The 16,490-nt window shown below is 68.6% G+C and carries 20 protein-coding genes and 1 tRNA gene; 15 read left to right on the forward strand and 6 right to left on the reverse strand.

The annotated features are described in order from the left end of the window. Positions 1 to 50: 50 nt before the first annotated feature. The 9 genes from obgE (at position 51) to LQZ85_RS07520 (ending at position 7,147) form a co-directional block, all read left to right on the forward strand. Positions 51 to 1,553, forward strand: coding sequence for a GTPase ObgE (gene obgE, locus LQZ85_RS07480; RefSeq protein WP_053096582.1), 1,503 nt, complete (start codon positions 51 to 53; stop codon positions 1,551 to 1,553). Further along, positions 1,550 to 2,335, forward strand: coding sequence for a glutamate 5-kinase (gene proB / locus LQZ85_RS07485; protein WP_053096581.1), 786 nt, complete (start codon positions 1,550 to 1,552; stop codon positions 2,333 to 2,335). Before obgE ends, proB begins: the two co-directional genes overlap by 4 nt. Before the next feature lie 9 nt (positions 2,336 to 2,344). Further along, positions 2,345 to 3,598, forward strand: coding sequence for a glutamate-5-semialdehyde dehydrogenase (locus LQZ85_RS07490; RefSeq protein WP_056278912.1), 1,254 nt, complete (start codon positions 2,345 to 2,347; stop codon positions 3,596 to 3,598). Positions 3,599 to 3,664: 66 nt separating this feature from the next. Continuing rightward, a complete protein-coding gene (locus tag LQZ85_RS07495) occupies positions 3,665 to 3,889 on the forward strand; it encodes a hypothetical protein (RefSeq protein WP_053096577.1) in 225 nt (74 codons plus the stop codon). A gap of 6 nt (positions 3,890 to 3,895) precedes the next feature. Then, on the forward strand, positions 3,896 to 4,498 hold the full coding sequence (gene nadD / locus LQZ85_RS07500; protein WP_053096575.1) for a nicotinate-nucleotide adenylyltransferase: 603 nt from the start codon (positions 3,896 to 3,898) through the stop codon (positions 4,496 to 4,498). Beyond that, positions 4,495 to 5,691: a hypothetical protein gene (locus LQZ85_RS07505; RefSeq protein ID WP_056278911.1), complete on the forward strand. Its 1,197-nt coding sequence runs from the start codon at positions 4,495 to 4,497 to the stop codon at positions 5,689 to 5,691. The genes nadD and LQZ85_RS07505 overlap by 4 nt, the downstream gene beginning before the upstream one ends. Further along, positions 5,691 to 6,074 (forward strand): ribosome silencing factor, encoded by a 384-nt coding sequence (gene rsfS, locus LQZ85_RS07510; RefSeq protein ID WP_042537705.1) that lies wholly within the window; start codon positions 5,691 to 5,693, stop codon positions 6,072 to 6,074. Before LQZ85_RS07505 ends, rsfS begins: the two co-directional genes overlap by 1 nt. Before the next feature lies 1 nt (position 6,075). Further along, positions 6,076 to 6,765: an SDR family oxidoreductase gene (locus tag LQZ85_RS07515; protein ID WP_056278910.1), complete on the forward strand. Its 690-nt coding sequence runs from the start codon at positions 6,076 to 6,078 to the stop codon at positions 6,763 to 6,765. A gap of 97 nt (positions 6,766 to 6,862) precedes the next feature. Continuing rightward, a complete protein-coding gene (locus tag LQZ85_RS07520; RefSeq protein ID WP_053096570.1) occupies positions 6,863 to 7,147 on the forward strand; it encodes a hypothetical protein in 285 nt (94 codons plus the stop codon). 61 nt (positions 7,148 to 7,208) lie between these two features. Here the strand turns inward: LQZ85_RS07520 and LQZ85_RS07525 are convergent, their stop codons facing one another. The 3 genes from LQZ85_RS07525 to LQZ85_RS07535 all read right to left on the reverse strand — a co-directional run bounded on the left by LQZ85_RS07525 (position 7,209) and on the right by LQZ85_RS07535 (position 8,941). Beyond that, positions 7,209 to 7,391 carry a hypothetical protein gene (locus LQZ85_RS07525; RefSeq protein WP_053099155.1) on the reverse strand — a complete coding sequence of 61 codons (183 nt, stop codon included), beginning with the start codon at positions 7,389 to 7,391 and terminating at the stop codon, positions 7,209 to 7,211. 133 nt (positions 7,392 to 7,524) lie between these two features. Beyond that, on the reverse strand, positions 7,525 to 8,607 hold the full coding sequence (locus LQZ85_RS07530) for an AI-2E family transporter (protein WP_230100734.1): 1,083 nt from the start codon (positions 8,605 to 8,607) through the stop codon (positions 7,525 to 7,527). 261 nt (positions 8,608 to 8,868) lie between these two features. Continuing rightward, a tRNA-Ala gene (locus tag LQZ85_RS07535) sits at positions 8,869 to 8,941 on the reverse strand. A 107-nt stretch (positions 8,942 to 9,048) separates the two neighbouring features. On the opposite strand from LQZ85_RS07535, the gene LQZ85_RS17860 reads away from it, so the two are divergent. From LQZ85_RS17860 to LQZ85_RS07555, 5 genes are read left to right on the forward strand one after another with little or no spacing between them, the layout of a single operon-like run. Beyond that, positions 9,049 to 9,180, forward strand: coding sequence for a hypothetical protein (locus LQZ85_RS17860; RefSeq protein ID WP_268778161.1), 132 nt, complete (start codon positions 9,049 to 9,051; stop codon positions 9,178 to 9,180). Between the two features lie 9 nt (positions 9,181 to 9,189). Then, positions 9,190 to 9,489: a GNAT family N-acetyltransferase gene (locus LQZ85_RS07540; RefSeq protein ID WP_268778169.1), complete on the forward strand. Its 300-nt coding sequence runs from the start codon at positions 9,190 to 9,192 to the stop codon at positions 9,487 to 9,489. 41 nt (positions 9,490 to 9,530) lie between these two features. After that, positions 9,531 to 10,595, forward strand: coding sequence for an NAD(P)/FAD-dependent oxidoreductase (locus LQZ85_RS07545; protein WP_056279114.1), 1,065 nt, complete (start codon positions 9,531 to 9,533; stop codon positions 10,593 to 10,595). A gap of 57 nt (positions 10,596 to 10,652) precedes the next feature. Further along, positions 10,653 to 11,309 (forward strand): SDR family oxidoreductase, encoded by a 657-nt coding sequence (locus LQZ85_RS07550; RefSeq protein WP_056278909.1) that lies wholly within the window; start codon positions 10,653 to 10,655, stop codon positions 11,307 to 11,309. Positions 11,310 to 11,313: 4 nt separating this feature from the next. Next, positions 11,314 to 12,501 (forward strand): glycoside hydrolase family 3 N-terminal domain-containing protein, encoded by a 1,188-nt coding sequence (locus LQZ85_RS07555; RefSeq protein ID WP_056278908.1) that lies wholly within the window; start codon positions 11,314 to 11,316, stop codon positions 12,499 to 12,501. Between the two features lie 22 nt (positions 12,502 to 12,523). Here LQZ85_RS07555 and LQZ85_RS07560 read toward each other — a convergent pair whose 3' ends face one another. Genes LQZ85_RS07560 through LQZ85_RS07570 form a run of 3 tightly spaced genes read right to left on the reverse strand, consistent with a single transcriptional unit; the run spans position 12,524 to position 15,102 of the window. Beyond that, a complete protein-coding gene (locus LQZ85_RS07560; protein WP_053096562.1) occupies positions 12,524 to 13,393 on the reverse strand; it encodes a hypothetical protein in 870 nt (289 codons plus the stop codon). A 7-nt stretch (positions 13,394 to 13,400) separates the two neighbouring features. Next, positions 13,401 to 14,426 (reverse strand): phosphatase domain-containing protein, encoded by a 1,026-nt coding sequence (locus tag LQZ85_RS07565; RefSeq protein WP_056278907.1) that lies wholly within the window; start codon positions 14,424 to 14,426, stop codon positions 13,401 to 13,403. Positions 14,427 to 14,430: 4 nt separating this feature from the next. Further along, positions 14,431 to 15,102 (reverse strand): DedA family protein, encoded by a 672-nt coding sequence (locus LQZ85_RS07570; protein WP_056278906.1) that lies wholly within the window; start codon positions 15,100 to 15,102, stop codon positions 14,431 to 14,433. A 41-nt stretch (positions 15,103 to 15,143) separates the two neighbouring features. On the opposite strand from LQZ85_RS07570, the gene LQZ85_RS07575 reads away from it, so the two are divergent. After that, a complete protein-coding gene (locus LQZ85_RS07575) occupies positions 15,144 to 16,469 on the forward strand; it encodes an anthranilate synthase component I family protein (protein ID WP_056278905.1) in 1,326 nt (441 codons plus the stop codon). Positions 16,470 to 16,490: the final 21 nt, after the last annotated feature.

Here is a 16,490-nt window from a genome sequence, read left to right on the forward strand (position 1 = left end):
CGTTTCCGGCCGAGTCCACATCTCAGGCCGCATCAATTGAGGAGAGAGACATGGTCAGCTTCGTCGACACCGTGACGCTGCATCTGCGCGCGGGCAAGGGCGGCAACGGCTGTGTCTCGGTGCACCGCGAGAAGTTCAAGCCGCTCGGCGGCCCGGACGGCGGCAACGGCGGTGACGGCGGCGACGTCGTGCTCGTCGCCGACACCCAGACGGGAACGCTCCTCTCGTACCACCACTCTCCGCATCGCAGCTCCGGAAACGGCGGCCCCGGAATGGGCGACCACCGTGCGGGGTTCATGGGCGAGGATCTCGAGCTTCCCGTTCCCGTCGGCACCGTGGTGAAGAACCCGGCCGGCGAGGTGCTCATCGACATGATCGAGCCCGGTGAGCGCTACGTCGTCGCCAAGGGCGGGCATGGCGGACTCGGCAACGCCGCACTCGCCACCCCGAAGCGCAAGGCTCCCGGGTTCGCGCTGCTCGGGACCCCCGGGTACGAGGGCGATGTCATCCTCGAGCTCAAGACCGTGGCAGACGTCGCTCTGGTCGGCTACCCCTCGGCGGGCAAGTCCAGCCTGATCGGCGCGATCTCGGCCGCACGCCCCAAGATCGCCGACTACCCCTTCACCACGCTGCACCCCAATCTCGGTGTCGTGCAGGCAGGGGACTCGCGATACACGGTCGCTGACGTCCCCGGACTCATCGAAGGAGCGAGCGAGGGACGCGGTCTCGGACTGGAGTTCCTCCGTCACGTCGAGCGCTGCACCGCACTGCTGCACGTGCTCGACTGCGCAACGCTCGAGCCCGGTCGTGACCCGATCTCCGACCTCGATGTCATCCTGGGAGAGCTCGCCGCATACGAGGTTCCCGAGGGGCAGACCCCTCTGCTCGAGCGCCCGCAGCTCATCGCCCTGAACAAGATCGACGTGCCGGAGGCCCGCGACCTCGCAGACCTCGTGCGCCCCGACCTCGAGGCTCGCGGATTCCGTGTCTTCGACATCTCCACGATCTCGCACGAGGGTCTGCGCCCGCTGACCTACGCGCTCGGCGAGATCGTCGACCAGCACCGTGCCGAGCTCGCCGCGACCGAGGTCCCGCGTGAGCGCGTCATCCTTCGCCCGCGTGGCCCGAAGAAGGGCTTCGAGATCCGCGTCGAGGGCGGCAGCTACGGCAACGTCTACCGCATCCTCGGCGAGAAGCCGGTGCGCTGGGTCCAGCAGACCGATTTCCAGAACGAAGAGGCGGTGGGCTACCTCGCCGACCGTCTCGAGAAGCTGGGCGTCGAGGACGAGCTCTTCCGCCTCGGTGCCGTGCAGGGGTCGACGGTCGTCATCGGCGAGGGCGACAGCATCGTCTTCGACTGGGAGCCCACCATGACGTCTGCGGCCGAGCTGATGACCGCACCCCGTGGCACCGACCCGCGTCTCGCCCCCAACGGGCGTCGCACCACCTCCGAGCGTCGTGAGAACTACTACGAGCGCATGGATGCCAAGGCCGAGGCTCGCGCCGAGGTCGAGGCTCAGCGGCTCGCGGCCTACCGCGAGGACGGGGAGTGACCGCCCGCACGAGGGCGGATCTCGCCACAGCCTCACGGATCGTCGTCAAGGTCGGGTCTTCCTCGATCAGCGGGGAGTCCTCCTGGCGCATCCCCGTTCTGGTGGAGGCACTGGCGGCAGCGCACGCGCGCGGGGCCGAGGTGATCCTCGTCTCCTCCGGAGCGATCGCCACGGGCATCCCGTTCCTGCGTCTCGATGCTCGCCCCACGGACCTGGCCACTCAGCAGGCCGCAGCCGCCGTCGGACAGAACATCCTCGTGTACCGCTACCAGGAGTCGCTGCGTCCTTTCGACATCGTCGCGGGACAGGTGCTGCTCACGACCGGTGATCTCGAGAATCCGACCTCGCGCAGCAACGCGCGACGGGCGATGGAGCGACTTCTCGGTCTTCGCATCCTGCCGATCGTGAACGAGAACGACACGGTCGCGACGCAGGAGATCCGATTCGGCGACAACGACCGCCTCGGCGCGCTCGTGGCCCAGCTGATCGAGGCGGATGCGCTCGTGCTGCTCAGCGACATCGAGTCGCTGTACACCAAGCCGCCGTCCGACCCGACCGCTGAGCCCATCGACGTCGTCGCTCCGGACGCCGATCTCTCAGGCCTCGAGTTCGGCTCGACGGTCGTCAACAGTGTCGGCACCGGGGGAGCGGCGACGAAGGTGTCCGCCGCCCGACTGGCGGCCGCGTCCGGGATCGGTGTGCTCGTGACCAGCGCCGACCTCGTCGACAAGGCCCTCGCGGGCGCCGACATAGGGACCTGGTTCGAGCCCGCGCTCTCCTAGACTGGGCGGATGACCGACCAGACCCCGCAGGTGCGGCTCGAGCGTGCCAAAGAGGCGTCCCGCGCCACGGCCAGACTGACCAGCGACGACAAGTCCCGCGCGCTCGAAGCCATCGCGGTGGCTCTCGAGGGGAATGCGGCCGCGATCATCGAGGCCAACGGCCGAGACATCGAGCGCGGTCGATCTGACGGCATCGGCGAGTCGCTCATCGACCGACTGCGCCTCGATGAGAAGCGCGTCGCCTCCCTCGCCGCTGCGGTCCGTCAGGTGGCGGCTCTTCCCGACCCTGTCGGTCGTGTCGTCGGAGGGCACCGGATGCCGAACGGCGTCGCTCTCGAGCAGGTGCGGGTGCCGTTCGGGGTAGTCGGGGCGATCTACGAGGCGCGCCCCAATGTCACGGTCGACATCGCGGCGCTCGCGCTGCGCTCGGGGAACGCCGTGGTCCTGCGCGGTGGCAGCGCCGCACGAGACTCCAACGCGGTGCTCGTCGAGATCATGCGCCAGGCACTCGAGGAGGCAGGCGTCACCGCGGAAGCGGTGCAGACCGTCGACGACTTCGGTCGCGACGGCGCCACCGCCCTCATGCACGGACGGGGTTACATCGACGTGCTGGTGCCTCGCGGCAGTGCGGGGCTGATCGGGACCGTCGTGACCGAGGCGACCGTGCCCGTGATCGAGACCGGCGCCGGCAACGTGCACATCGTCCTCGACGAGAGCGCCCCTGACGACTGGGCGCAGGACATCGTCGTGAACGCGAAGGTGCAGCGCCCCAGCGTCTGCAATGCGGTCGAGACGGTCCTCGTGCTCCGTCAGGCCGCGCCACGGCTCGTCCCGCTGGTCGCGAGTGCGCTGCAGAGCGAGGGCGTGGCCATTCACGGCGACGACATGGTGGTCGGCCTCGTCTCGAACGTGATCCCCGCGACCGAGGAGGACTGGGCGACGGAGTATCTGAGCCTCGACATCGCGATCAAGGTCGTCGACACGCTCGATGACGCTCTCGACCACATCCGTCGCTACAGCACCGGCCATACGGAGTCGATCATCACGACGGATTCGCGCAACGCGGAGCGGTTCCTGGCCGAGGTCGACTCGGCGGTCGTGATGGTGAACACCTCCACGCGGTTCACCGACGGCGGGGAGTTCGGGTTCGGTGCCGAGGTCGGGATCTCGACGCAGAAGCTGCACGCGAGGGGCCCGATGGGGCTTTCCGAGCTGACCAGCACGAAATGGCTGGCGCGTGGGGCAGGGCAGACGCGCGGCTGAGGGCTAGACTAGGGGGCGCTGTGGCTCTTCGTGAGCCACGCCCGCCAGCCACGAAACGGAGTCAGGATGAACCTCGTCGCACAGATCGCGATGGTCGCTGCCGAAACCGAGCACCACGGCAATGTCCAGCTCGAGACGCTGATCTTCGGCGTCATCGCGATCATCGTCTTCGCCTTCCTCGGCCTGGTCACGCTGTCATACAAGAACGTCGCCAACCGTCACTCCGCCAAGGCTGACGCCTGGGCCGCGAGGCACGGCAAGGACGGCCACGAGGCAGGGCACGGCCACTAGGCCCATATGAACGACACGACCTCGCGTCCGGCGCGCATCGGTGTGATGGGCGGCACGTTCGACCCCATCCACCACGGGCACCTGGTCGCTGCGAGCGAGGTCGCGCACTCCTTCGATCTCGACGAGGTCGTCTTCGTGCCCACCGGACACCCGTGGCAGAAGTCGGATGTCACCCCCAGTGAGCACCGCTACCTGATGACCGTGATCGCGACGGCGTCCAACCCGCAGTTCACGGTGAGCAGAGTCGATATCGACCGTGAAGGGCCGACGTACACGATCGACACCCTCCGCGACCTGAAGGAGAAGCGGCCCGACGCCGAGCTGTTCTTCATCACGGGTGCCGATGCCGTGGCGCAAATTCTCAGTTGGAGGGACCATGATGAACTGTGGGAGTTGGCCCACTTCGTCGCGGTCTCACGTCCAGGACACGTCCTGAGCACTGACGGCCTCCCGAGCGACAACGTCAGCCAACTGGAGGTGCCGGCGCTGTCCATCTCGTCGACGGCCTGCCGGGCGCGGGTCCGTGACGACGAGCCGGTCTGGTACCTCGTCCCCGACGGAGTCGTTCAATACATCGCGAAGCATCATCTGTATCGGAGCAAGGCATGAGTACATCGGATCGGCAGGAACAGGGTCCGCTGACGCGAAAGCAGTTGCGTGAGATCCGGTTGACCGGCTCCACACCGGTCATCTCGGCGGAGGAGGCTGCTGCTGCCGCTGCGGTCGCGACTCCGCCCGCCGCAACGCCGCCCGAGGAGCAGGACGCCGCCGAGACCGAACCCGCTGCACCGTCGGCACCGGCCGTCCGCGGCGAGACCGAGCCGGGGAACACGCCGCTGACGCGTCGCCAGGTTCGCGAGCGCGAACGCTCCATGACCGGATCCGTTCCCGTCGGCGACGCTGACGAGTCCGACGCGCCGGACAGTGCGGATGATGCGGACTCGACCGACGAGGTTCCGCCCGTCGAGGTCCCCGCGGCTGAGGCAGCCGACGCTCCCGACTCCGACGTCCACGACTCCGACGTCCACGACTCCGATGTCCACGACTCCGATGTCGTTGACGACGATGACCAGGAAGACGAGGACTCGGCTGCGGCGGACCTGCCCGCACCGGTCAGCGCCTCGACGAACCTCGACACGACGGACGACGACCGCGAGCCGGTCACCTCCGGCGCGGGCGACACGAGTGCCGCCGTCGCGGAGCTCGGAATCGATGCAGAAGCGACCGACGAGGTCGACGCAGGCGACGTTCTGGCGGATGTGGACGACGCCGACGACGACATCGCGGACGGGGAGCGCCCCGTCGTCAACTCCGCCTTCGGTCAGGATCTGCTCAGCGACGACGCGGAGACACGGAAGCCCTTCTCGCCGTCTTTCGACGAGCTGCTGACCGTCGGCGACTCGACCGGTTCTCAGCATCTCGCTCCGAACACCCTCATCTTCAACCCCTCCCCGGGAGAGGGGTCGCTCTCAGGCCCCGTCGCCTCCACGGGAGAGATCCTCGTGACCGGTTCCTACGAACTTCCCAAGGGACTCGGTTCGCAGGGCCACGCGCACGGCACCACGGACGGCAAGGACGTGGACGCCGTGCTCATCGACGGCGAGCTGCCCCCGGCATCCTCGCCCACGCCGATCGCCGCCAGCGCGGCCGTCAGCACCATCAAGCCCGCCGGCGAGGTCATCCGCCCGCCCGCCCCCGAAAAGGGCAACAAACTCATGCTCATCCTCGCGATCGTGGCGGGTGGTCTCGCGCTCGCGCTGGGCGTGTCCCTGATCGTCGCCTTCACCACGAATGTGTTCTGATGCAGTCACCTGAAACCGCCGAAGAGATGCTCCAGCTCGCGGCCGACGCCGCCGTCTCGAAGGGCGGTGAGGATCTCGTCGCGCTCAACGTCTCGGAGCCTCTGCCGCTCGTCGACATCTTCCTGCTCGTCACCGGAAACAGCGAGCGCAACGTCGCCGCCATCGCCGATGAGATCGAGGACAAGCTCATCGAAGCCGGTCACAAGCGGGTCCGCCGCGAAGGTCGCGCGGAGGCACGATGGGTTCTCCTCGACTTCGGCGATCTGATCGTCCACGTCTTCCACCAGGAAGAGCGCGTCTACTACGGCCTCGAGCGTCTGTGGAAGGACTGCCCCGTCGTGCCGTTCGAGCTCGCAGACTCCGCCGCAGCAGACCGCGACTGACGTGACCGTCCACCTGATCACCGGCGCCGGATCCGGCATCGGCGCGGTCGTCGCGCGCCGCCTCCTCGATCGGGGCGATCAGGTCGTGGTGCTCGCCCGCGATGCCGGGCGCGCCAAGGAGATCACCGCGGCGCTGCCTGGAGCCTCGGCCGTCGTCGGCGACCTCGCGCAACCCGGCAGGCTGTCGTGGGCACTGTCGAAGCAGGCGCTCCCCGAGCGCATCGACTCGCTGGTGCACACGGCGGGCGTCGTCGACCTCGGACCCGTGGCCGACCTTCCGGCGAATCTCTGGGAGCGCCAGCTCGCGGTCAACCTCGTGGGGCCTGCCGAGCTCACCCGTCTGCTCCTCCCTGTGCTGCGCGTCTCTCGCGCTCGGATCGTGTTCGTCAACTCTGGTGCGGGATTGCACGCGCACGCCGGATGGTCGGCGTATGCCGCCTCGAAGCACGGACTCAAGGCTCTCGCCGACGCATTGCGGGCCGAGGAGAGCGAGCATGGTGTGCGGGTCACATCGATCTACCCCGGACGCACCGCGACCCCCATGCAGGAGCGAGTGCACCAGCAGGAAGGGCGGGATTACGACCCGGAGCGGTTCATCACGGCGGATTCCGTCGCGACGACGATCCTCACCGCGCTCGACCTGCCGGACGACGCCGCTCTCACCGATCTGACCATCCGCCCTCGGGCGTGACCCCCCTGAAGTCTCTCGTCTCAGCTGTCAAGCCCCTGTGACCTTTCGGTCGGAGCGGGGATGATCTGAGTGGGGAGAGAGTCTTGGAGGGAATCACATGTCCGGAGATCCAGATCCTAGATACGTGCTGCATCGCGTCACACCGTCGGAGTGGGTGATCAACGACCGACGATACGAGACGAACGATCCGCGGCACGTGGTGGCATGCGTCTACGAGTACGCGGACACCGAGGTCGAGGTCGTGTGGCTTCGCGACCTGCCTCTGGCAGTGCGGTACACGACCGCTTACGAAGTTCTCGAAGAGGTGACGCGAGTGCAGGATTCGAGCCGGGCGACGAGGCCCATCGCGATCCCGCACCTGCCCCCTCTTCTCGCGACCTGAACAGGCTGCGCGGCAGGACCCGGGGAGGGGCCTGCCGCGCAGGGGCGTGCTGGGCGAGGACTCAGGAGTCCTCGCCCAGCGGCTTCTCCGACGCCAGGCGGTCGGCCGCGGCGCCGTCGACCTGGTCGGCATCCGCATCCGTGTCGAGAACGGGCTCGCCGTCGACGTCGCGGTGAGGCACGCCGTCGATCTCTCCTTCGTCGTCCGGGCGGGGGACCAGCGGCGGTATCGGGTTGTTGGTCATCATCGACTCCTCTCGTGAGATGTGCGCGCCACGATAGGTCGCGCGTGCACCGACAGGGAGTGGGTTGACGACCGAGGTCCGGAGGAGTATCCGGCGGTGCGACGATTCTGCGGCACTCGACGTGTCGGCGGTGTCACACCGTTTCGGGGCGCTTCTTGCGGAACGGCTTCGCGGGGGTGTGCGGGCCGTCCCACACCGTGATGATGCCCCAGGCGACAGCGGCGATCGGCACCGATAGCACCGCGCCGACGATGCCGCCGAGGATGGTGCCCGTGGTCAGGGCGAGGAGGATCACGAGAGCGTGGAGCTTGAGGGAGCGGGCCATCACGACCGGCTGAAGGAAGTTGCCCTCGAGCTGATTCACGAGCACGACGATGCCGACGACGATGAGGGCTGCCACCGGGCCGTGCGTGACGAGCGCCACGAGAGCCGCGAGGATCCCGGCGGCGGTTGCGCCGACCAGCGGGATGAACGCCGTCAGGAAGACGATCACGGCGAGGGGGAGTGCAAGAGGGATCTGCAGGATCGCCAAGCCGATGCCGATGCCGAGAGCATCGGCGGCGGCGACGATCGACGTGCCGCGGATGTAGCCTCCGAAGACGTCGACGGTCTTGTCGCCGATGCGGCGCGCACGCTCATAGCTGTTCCCGGTGAAGGGACGGAGCAGGAACTCCCAGATGCGCGGTCCGTCCTTGAGGAAGAAGAACAGCACGACGATCATCAGGGCGAGGCCGGTGAAGAAGCTCGCAGTGGCCGAGACCCCCGCGAGAGCGCCGCGTCCGAACGAGGCGCTGGTCAGGAAGTCGCCGACTCCTGCCCACACCTCGTCGAGATCGATCGATGCGATGTCGAAAGGCAGGGTGTCGAGCCAGGCCGTCACCTGCGTCACGCCGTCGGTGGCCGACTCGATCAGATCGTCCCACTGGGAACGGACCGTCAGCACGATCACCCAGACGATGCCGCCGAGGATCGCGAGGATGCCGATCAGCGCGATCCAGGTGGCGAGGATCGACGGCACTCCGCGACGCCGCATGAACGCGACGAGCGGGTGGATGGCCGAGGCGAGGATCAGCGCGATCGTCACGGGGATGAACACGAGAGAGAGCTGCGTGATCACCAGCACGCCGATGGCGACCAGGGCGAGCACCGAGAGGGTCTGCAGACTCCGTGTGGCGGCGAGGCCGAATCCCCGCGACCACAGCCGCGTCTCCGTCATCGGGGTCGACGTGTCTGACAGAGACGATGACATGGTCTCCGGTCGTCGGAACAGTCCCAGCACGTGCGTCCTCCACCTCGTCGAAGACCGTCTCGGTGACGAAGACGGCCTGGCCTTTCTATCCGGCGCAGCGGACGATGGCAAGTCCCTGGCGCTCTGCCATGGGCGGCCCTTCGCCGATGACGAGGGCGCCCGCGCGCGCCGGTGTGTCGGATGAACGAGAAGAAGGCCCCGCGATCTCTCGCGGGGCCTTCTATCGGGTGGACCTGGGGGGACTCGAACCCCCGACCCCCTGCATGCCATGCAGGTGCGCTACCAGCTGCGCCACAGGCCCAGAACTGCTTCGTCACTGCTCGAAGCAACTTGAACAGAGTACTACACGGATCGCGCGCAACACCAATCGGCGCGGGGCCCCCGGGCGCGTCGCATTAGGCTGACCGCATGACGACGATCACCGCCACCGTAGAGGCCGACTTCGACGAATGGGCCGGTCTGTGGCGCGGGTATCTGACCTTCTACGGCGCGGAGCTCCCTGACGAGATCACGACAGAGTCGTTTCGGCGGATCGTCTAGGGGCGGGATCTGCACGGAGCGGTCGCGCGCGACGGCGACGGGCGCGCGATCGGCATCGTGCACTGGCTCACGCACCCGGCGACGTGGAGCACGTCGCCCTACTGCTACCTCGAGGACCTCTATGTCGACGGCGAGTCCCGAGGCTCCGGGGTAGGGCGGCTGCTGATCGCTCACGTGCGTGCCTGGGCTGTCGAGAACGGGTGCGAGAAGGTCTACTGGCTGACGCAGGAGACCAACATGACAGCCCGCGCGCTCTACGACAGCGTGGCGACGCACACCGGGTACACGCACTACCAGATCGCCCTCTGACGCCCCGGAACAACCGCGTGATCGCGGGTGTTGTCATCATCGTGAGCATCCTGGACAGCGTCGTGATCGGCGCCGGTCAGGCCGGTCTGTCGGCCTCCTTTCATCTGACCCGTCTGGGCATCGGTCATGTCGTGCTCGACTCGGACTCCGAGCCCGGGGGCGCATGGCGGCACCGGTGGGATGCTCTGACGATGCGCGACGTGCACGGAGTGGCGGAGCTGCCGGGGGATTCTCCACCGCCGCGAGACGGGCAGCGCGCCAATATGGCCGTGCCGGCATACTTCGCGGCGTATGAGCGCGCTCATCGCCTGCCGGTGATCCGGCCCGTGGGAGTCGACCGGGTGGTCGACGAGGACGGCCTCCTGGTCGTGCGCGCGGGGGAACAGGAATGGCGCAGTCGGACGCTCGTCAACGCGACCGGGACCTGGACGCATCCGTTCCTGCCGCACTACCCGGGGATGGAGACTTTCGTCGGCGAGCAGATGCACACGGTCGACTATCCGGGACCAGAGCACTTCGTGGGCAAGCGCGTCCTCGTCGTCGGCGGGGGCGCGTCGGCTGTCCAGTTCCTCGGAGCTCTGGCGCCGATCACCGACACACTCTGGGTGACGCGGCGTGAGCCGGTGTGGCGCAGCGACGACTTCACCCCCGAAGCAGGAGCAGCCGCCGTCGCGCTCGTCGAGCGACGGGTCGCCCAGGGGCTGCCTCCCGAGAGCGTGGTGAGCGTCACAGGGCTCATGCTGCGGCCGCAGGAACGGGAGGCGGAGAGGCTCGGCGCCTACGCTGCTCGCCGCCCGATGTTCTCGCGCATCGAGCCGGACAGCGTCCGCTGGGCCGACGGCACCTTCGAGCGGGTCGACGTCATCCTCTGGGCGACGGGGTTCCGCCCGGCGATCGCGCACCTCGCGCCGCTGCACCTCCGCAGCGCGGCCGGGGGCATCCAGCTCGACCGCGGCGGGCGGGGGACGACCGCGGTGCAGGACCCGCGGATCCAGCTCGTCGGCTACGGTCCGTCGGCGAGCACGATCGGTGCGAACAGGGCGGGACGCTCAGCGGCGAAGGGCGTCCAGCGGGCGCTGGCCGTCGCATCGGTCCGGAGCCCCTGAGCGATCTCGGCCCGTTCGTCCCGAGCCGACGTCGGCGAGGGCGCGTAGGGTGAAGACATGTCGCGAATCATCGTCTTCGGCGGCCACGGCCGCATCGCACTGCTTCTCGCTCCTCTTCTCGTCGACCGGGGTGACGAGGTGACCTCGGTCATCCGCAACCCCGACCACGTCTCGGAGGTCGAGGCGACAGGGGCGCATGCGCTGGTCGCCGACGTCGAGACCCTCGACACGTCTGAACTCGCGGAGATCATCCGCGGTCACGATGCCGTCGTCTGGTCGGCCGGGGCCGGTGGGGGTTCCGCGGATCGCACGTACGCCGTCGATCGTGACGCGGCGATGCGCACCATGGATGCCGCAGAGGCGGCGGGTGTCATGCGCTATGTCATGGTCTCGTGGATCGGTTCGAAGGCCGATCACGGAGTGGCTGAGGACGACGGGTTCTTCGCCTACGCGGATGCGAAGTGGGCGGCGGACGAGCACCTGCGATCGACGGACCTCGACGGTACGATCCTCGGCCCCGGCACGCTCACGTTCGATGAGCCGACGGGCCGCATCCTGCTCGACCCGGACGGCAAGGGCGAGGTCGCGCGCGCCGATGTGGCGGCTGTGATCGCAGAATCGCTCGGCAACCCCTCGACGTTCGGCCGCACCATCCGATTCGGAAACGGCACGGCCGACTCCGGCGTGCCCATCGCCGACGCTCTCACCACCTGACTTCATGCTGCGACGTCGCTTCGGAGCGGTCAGTGCCGCGGCGTTCGTCGCCCTCGCGACGGCGGCCGGACCGGCCTCTGCCGCGGCTGTCGGCTCGGTGCAGGGCGGTCTCGCCCATGCGCAGATCTCCTCACCAGCGATCGGCGAGCACGCCGAGGCTCTCGTCGCCGAGATGACGACGGTCGAGCGGGCGGCGAGCGTTGTGATGGGGCACATCCCGACGACGGATGCCGGAGCGCTCCGCGCCTACATGCAGCAGGGCCTGGGCGGTTTCATCCTGATGGGAGCGAACATCCCGGCGACCGACGACGAGCTCCAGACCCTCACGTCTGCTCTCACGGTCGACCCCGCGCTGCCTCCGCTCGTGGCGGTCGATCAGGAGGGCGGGATCGTGTCGCGCCTCGTCGGCGATGGTTTCCCCGCCTCGACCGTCTTGAAATCGCAGCCGGTCTCCGACACGTCGTCGGCCTTCTCCGCCCGCGCGGCGCTGGTGGCGAGAGCGGGGATCACCGTGAACTTCGGCACGGTCGCAGACGTGACGTCCGACCCGTCGTCATTCATCTACGGCAGGGCACTCGGCACCGACCCCCAGACAGCCGCCGAGCGAGTCGCTGCCGCCACCACGGCGCAAGAGCAGATCATCGCCTCCACGCTGAAGCACTTCCCCGGTCATGGGGCGGCGCCGGGCGACTCCCACAGTGCTGTCCCTGCCACAGCCGAGACCATCGATGAGTGGCGTTCCACGGACGCGGTGCCTTTCGTTGCAGGTATCGAGGCCGGTGCCTCTCTGCTGATGTTCGGCCACCTGGCCTACACCTCGATCGATCCTGCTCCCGCGTCTCTGTCGGCGCGCTGGCACGAGATCGCCCGTGAACAACTGGGATTCGACGGCGTGATCGTGACCGATGACCTCGGGATGCTGCAGTCCTCGGGGATACCCGAGTACGCCGACCCCGTGACGAACGCCGTGTCGGCGGTCGTCGCCGGGAGCGACCTCGTGCTGATGATCGCCGGTTCGACTCCCGACACCGCCGGCCAGATCGTCCGCGGGCTCGCGGATGCGGTCGATGCGGGGGTGCTGCCCGCCGATCGGCTCGCCGACGCGGCCACCCGCGTGATGACGTTGCGCCTGCAGTCGACGTCGGCGACCACCGACTGGGCACCGTGCCCGGAGTGCGAGCCGGCGGACTGATCGTTCAGCCCGCTCACGCCGGTCAGCCCGCGAGCGTGACGGCGGTGGTGGAGCCGAGCCAGGCATGCAGCAGCTCGCCGCGCAGATGCCCACCGCGCTCTGCGAACACGCGCTGCCGGCGGACGTACTCCGCCTTGCCCTCGGTCGTCTCGATCGGTACGGGCTCGACACCCCACGGTGCCAGGTCGTACGGCGCGGCCTGCATGTCGAGGAGGCGGATGTCTCTTGCGAGCTCGAACGTGTCGAGCAGAAGTTCGCCGGGCACGAGGGGGCCCAGCTTGACCGCCCATTTGTACAGGTCCATGCCGGCATGAAGGCATCCGGGCTGCTCGAACAGGGGCTGCTCGTCGCGGGTCAGTTCCGTGCGGTTGCGAGGCACGGCCGCGGGTGTGAAGAACCGGAAGGCATCGAAGTGGGTGCATCTGAGGTCATGGCTCTCGACGACCAGATCCGTTGCGTCCTGCCCGAGACGCAGGGGCACCGCGTGTCTGTGCTCATCCGCTCGATAGACCATCGCCCACTCATGCAGTCCGAAGCATCCGAACTGCCCGGGTCGAGAGGCGGTGCGACGCAGCATCCGCTCGATGAGGCCAACGAGGTCTGCCTTCTCGCGCGCGAAGGCAGCGGCATCCGGCACCGCACCGGCTCTGGTCGCGCCGGGGGAGTACCACCGCCAGGTCAGCCGCTCGTCGGCCTCCTCGAGCTCGACCCCGGCGCCGGGGTGCCACCGACGCAGCTGCGCGGGCTTGTAGCTGTAATAGGTGAACAGGAAGTCCCATACCGGGTGCTTCTCGCCCCGCGCGGCTCGTTCCCGATGCTCAGCCGTGAGGGCGTCGGCTCTCGTCTGGTGCGCTCGTTCGCGTTCCAGCCAGTCGGTCCGCGCCAGCGTCATGGTCACCTCAGCGGAGGATGCCGGCTTTGCCGAGCAGGTCACGGAGCCCCGCGCCGTCCTCGGCACTGACCCAGGGGGCGACGTCGTCGGAGTGCGGCTCGTGGCCCGCGCGACCACCGGCGAGCACGGCCTCGGCCGGGAGCAGCCGACGGATGGCGACGCCGGCGACGGAGTCCGGGTGCTCATCCATGAACTCGGAGTAGATCGCCTCGTCGTGCTGGCCGTCGTCGCCGATCAGCAGCCATTTCACGTGCGGGAACTCCGTGGCCAGGCGACGCAGGTTGGTGAGCTTGTGCTCGCGCCCGCTGCGGAACCATCGGTCATGCGTGGGGCCCCAGTCGGTGAGGAGCATGGAGCCTGCGGGGAACAGGTGGCGCCCGAGGAACCGGCGGAGAGTCGGGGCGACGTTCCAGGCTCCGGTCGAGAGGTAGACCATGGGAGCACCGGGATATTCGCGGAGCACCTGATCGAGCAGCACGGCCATGCCCGGCACGGGGATGCGCGCGTGCTCGTCGACGACGAAAGAGTTCCAGGCGGCGATGAAAGGTCGGGGGAGGGCGGTGACCATCACGGTGTCGTCGACGTCGGAGACGACCCCGAAGTGGGTCGACTCGGCCACGATGAACGCGGTCGTCTCGACCGGGTCCTGACCCTCGACAGAGAACGTGAAGGTCTGCCATCCTGGCTCGAGCTCGGCGTGCACGACCGAATCGATCACACCGCCCCGGTCGGCGACGACATAGTGCACCGAGTCGCCGATCTGCACGGCGACCTTCGCGAAGCTCACGGGGATGCCGACGAAGCTCCGCCAGCCGCGGACGCTGGCCGGTTCGCCGTCCTTCGTGCTCCGTGCGGGAGGGACGATGAGAACGCGACCGACGACACGCACCCAGCCGGGCCCGCCGTAACCGGGGAAGGGGAGGATGGTCGCGGTGCGGCCGCGACGGCGCGCTCGCCCCTCGCGCCACACGTGGAGGCGGTGTTCGAGGCGCGCGAACCAGTGGATCCGGGGCGCCGGAGGTGACGAAGCCATTGCTTCAGTCTTTCACGTCGGTCGAGTCCTTCGCGTCGGAGATGTCGAGATGGCGCGCCTCGAGGCGCGAGATCACCTTCTTGCCCACGAACACGGCGACGAGGAAGAGGGCGATGATGCCGACGAAGATGTATCCCGCGTAGTGCACCCGGTCGGCGAGCTCATCGAAGCTGCCGGCGGCGAGCGAGGTGATGCTCACGTAGGCCGTCGCCCAGAGCAGGCAGGCCGGCGCCGTCCACGCGAGGAAGCGCCGATAGGAGTAATGGCTCATCCCCACGGTCAGCGGCACGAGGGAGTGCAGCACCGGCAGGAACCGCGAGAGGAAGATGGCGATGCCGCCGCGGCGGGCGAGGTAACGCTCCGCCCGCACCCAGTTCTCCTCGCCGACGCGTCGGCCGACCCAGGAGGCACGGATGTGCGGGCCGACCCACCGCCCGAGCCAGAAGCCGATGCTCTCGCCGATCAGCGCGCCGACGACGACCGAGACGACCATCGCTACGGCCTGAGGGAGGCTGGTGATGCCGATGGAGGCGACGAGCACGACAGTGTCACCGGGGAATACGAGCCCGATCAAGACGCTCGTCTCCAACATCACGGCGAGCCCCGCGACGAGCGTGCGAGTGATCGGGTCGATGGACCGCATGAAGTCGATCAGCCACGGCACCAAGTCGTCCACCCCTTGAGAATACGGGAGTGCACGCCGCCTAGGCTGAGAACGTGCCCGAACCTCTGAGCGCCCGCGTCCTGCCCGATCGGGTGACGCCTGACGCGCTCTTCCTCGCCCTCGAACGGTCGTGCGCCGACCTGTTCTGGCTCGACGCCGGGGCGGATGCGACGGAGGGATGGAGCTTCGTCGGGACGGGCGATCCGGCGTCGTTCCCCGGTGAAGTGCGGATGGATGCCCGCACGGCTGCCGCGCATCCCGGTCCTCCGCTGCGGGGCGGGTGGGTCGGCTGGTACGACTACGAGACGGGCGCCCGAGCAGCGGGAGCACCCGTATCGGAAGCCGCTGACGAGCCCGGCGACGCCTGGTTGCGGGTCTCCCGGCTCGCGGCGTTCGATCATGCGACCGGCACCATCTGGGTTGCCGCAGCCCATGCCGATCTCGACGAGTGGAGCGCCGTCGTCGCTCGCGTCACCCCCTCCGCCGTGCCGCGCGGGGAGACGGTGTTCAGTGCTGCCTCGTCCGTACGTAGCGAGGCGCGACACACTCCGACGGAGTACGCAGGACTCATCGAGCGCTGCCGCGAGCTCATCAGAGCGGGGATCGCCTACCAGCTCTGTCTCACCACCCGGTTCACCGTGCCGGGGGAGCACGACGGAGTCGCGGTGTACCGACGCCTCCGTGCCGCAACTCCCGCTCACCATGGCGGCTTCATCCGGATCGGCGGCCGCTCCTTGCTCAGTGCGAGCCCCGAGCAGTTCCTCCATGCTGACGGCGGCATCATCCGCACGCGGCCGATCAAGGGGACGCGGCCCCGCGGCGTAGACGCCGCGCACGATGCCGAGCTCGCCGCCGAGCTTGCGGCGGACCCGAAAGAACGGGCTGAGAACGTCATGATCGTCGATCTGATGCGCAACGATCTGTCGAGGGTGTGCCGACCCGGGTCGATCCGGGTCGAGGCGCTGTGGGCCGTGGAGACGTATCCGGCGGTGCACCAGCTCGTCAGTACCGTCAGCGGCACGGCGGCCGCGGGAACGACGGCGAGCGAACTTCTCGCAGCGACCTTCCCGGCGGGCAGCATGACAGGCGCGCCGAAGCTCTCGGCGATGACGCGCCTGCATGAGCTGGAGGGAGGGCCGCGCGGTATCTACGCCGGGTGCTTCGGTTACATCGGCGATGAGGGGTCGCTCGACCTCGCGATGGTCATCCGCAGCATCGTGATCGACGGTGCGGGCGCTGTGGTCGGCGCAGGCGGGGGGATCACCTGGCGATCGGTCGCCGCCTCGGAGGTCGCCGAGGTCGCGACGAAGGCTCGGGCGCCGCTCGCTGCGCTGGGAGTGGAAATGCCCGCGGCCTGGGCTTCCGATATCCTGAACTGATCCCCTTTTCTCTTCAGATTG

It is taken from the genome of Microbacterium sp. Bi98, assembly GCF_918698045.1.
In the GTDB taxonomy this organism is placed as follows: Bacteria; Actinomycetota; Actinomycetes; order Actinomycetales; family Microbacteriaceae; genus Microbacterium.

Bases quoted from the DNA above. Each gene is read 5' to 3' on its own strand.
- obgE (WP_053096582.1), top strand. From the start codon at position 51: ATGGTCAGCTTCGTCGACACCGTGACGCTGCATCTGCGCGCGGGCAAG.
- LQZ85_RS07490 (WP_056278912.1), top strand. From the start codon at position 2,345: ATGACCGACCAGACCCCGCAGGTGCGGCTCGAGCGTGCCAAAGAGGCG.
- LQZ85_RS07495 (WP_053096577.1), top strand. From the start codon at position 3,665: ATGAACCTCGTCGCACAGATCGCGATGGTCGCTGCCGAAACCGAGCAC.
- nadD (WP_053096575.1), top strand. From the start codon at position 3,896: ATGAACGACACGACCTCGCGTCCGGCGCGCATCGGTGTGATGGGCGGC.
- LQZ85_RS07505 (WP_056278911.1), top strand. From the start codon at position 4,495: ATGAGTACATCGGATCGGCAGGAACAGGGTCCGCTGACGCGAAAGCAG.
- rsfS (WP_042537705.1), top strand. From the start codon at position 5,691: ATGCAGTCACCTGAAACCGCCGAAGAGATGCTCCAGCTCGCGGCCGAC.
- LQZ85_RS07520 (WP_053096570.1), top strand. From the start codon at position 6,863: ATGTCCGGAGATCCAGATCCTAGATACGTGCTGCATCGCGTCACACCG.
- LQZ85_RS07525 (WP_053099155.1), bottom strand. From the start codon at position 7,391: ATGACCAACAACCCGATACCGCCGCTGGTCCCCCGCCCGGACGACGAA.
- LQZ85_RS07530 (WP_230100734.1), bottom strand. From the start codon at position 8,607: ATGACGGAGACGCGGCTGTGGTCGCGGGGATTCGGCCTCGCCGCCACA.
- LQZ85_RS17860 (WP_268778161.1), top strand. From the start codon at position 9,049: ATGACGACGATCACCGCCACCGTAGAGGCCGACTTCGACGAATGGGCC.
- LQZ85_RS07550 (WP_056278909.1), top strand. From the start codon at position 10,653: ATGTCGCGAATCATCGTCTTCGGCGGCCACGGCCGCATCGCACTGCTT.
- LQZ85_RS07555 (WP_056278908.1), top strand. From the start codon at position 11,314: ATGCTGCGACGTCGCTTCGGAGCGGTCAGTGCCGCGGCGTTCGTCGCC.
- LQZ85_RS07560 (WP_053096562.1), bottom strand. From the start codon at position 13,393: ATGACGCTGGCGCGGACCGACTGGCTGGAACGCGAACGAGCGCACCAG.
- LQZ85_RS07565 (WP_056278907.1), bottom strand. From the start codon at position 14,426: ATGGCTTCGTCACCTCCGGCGCCCCGGATCCACTGGTTCGCGCGCCTC.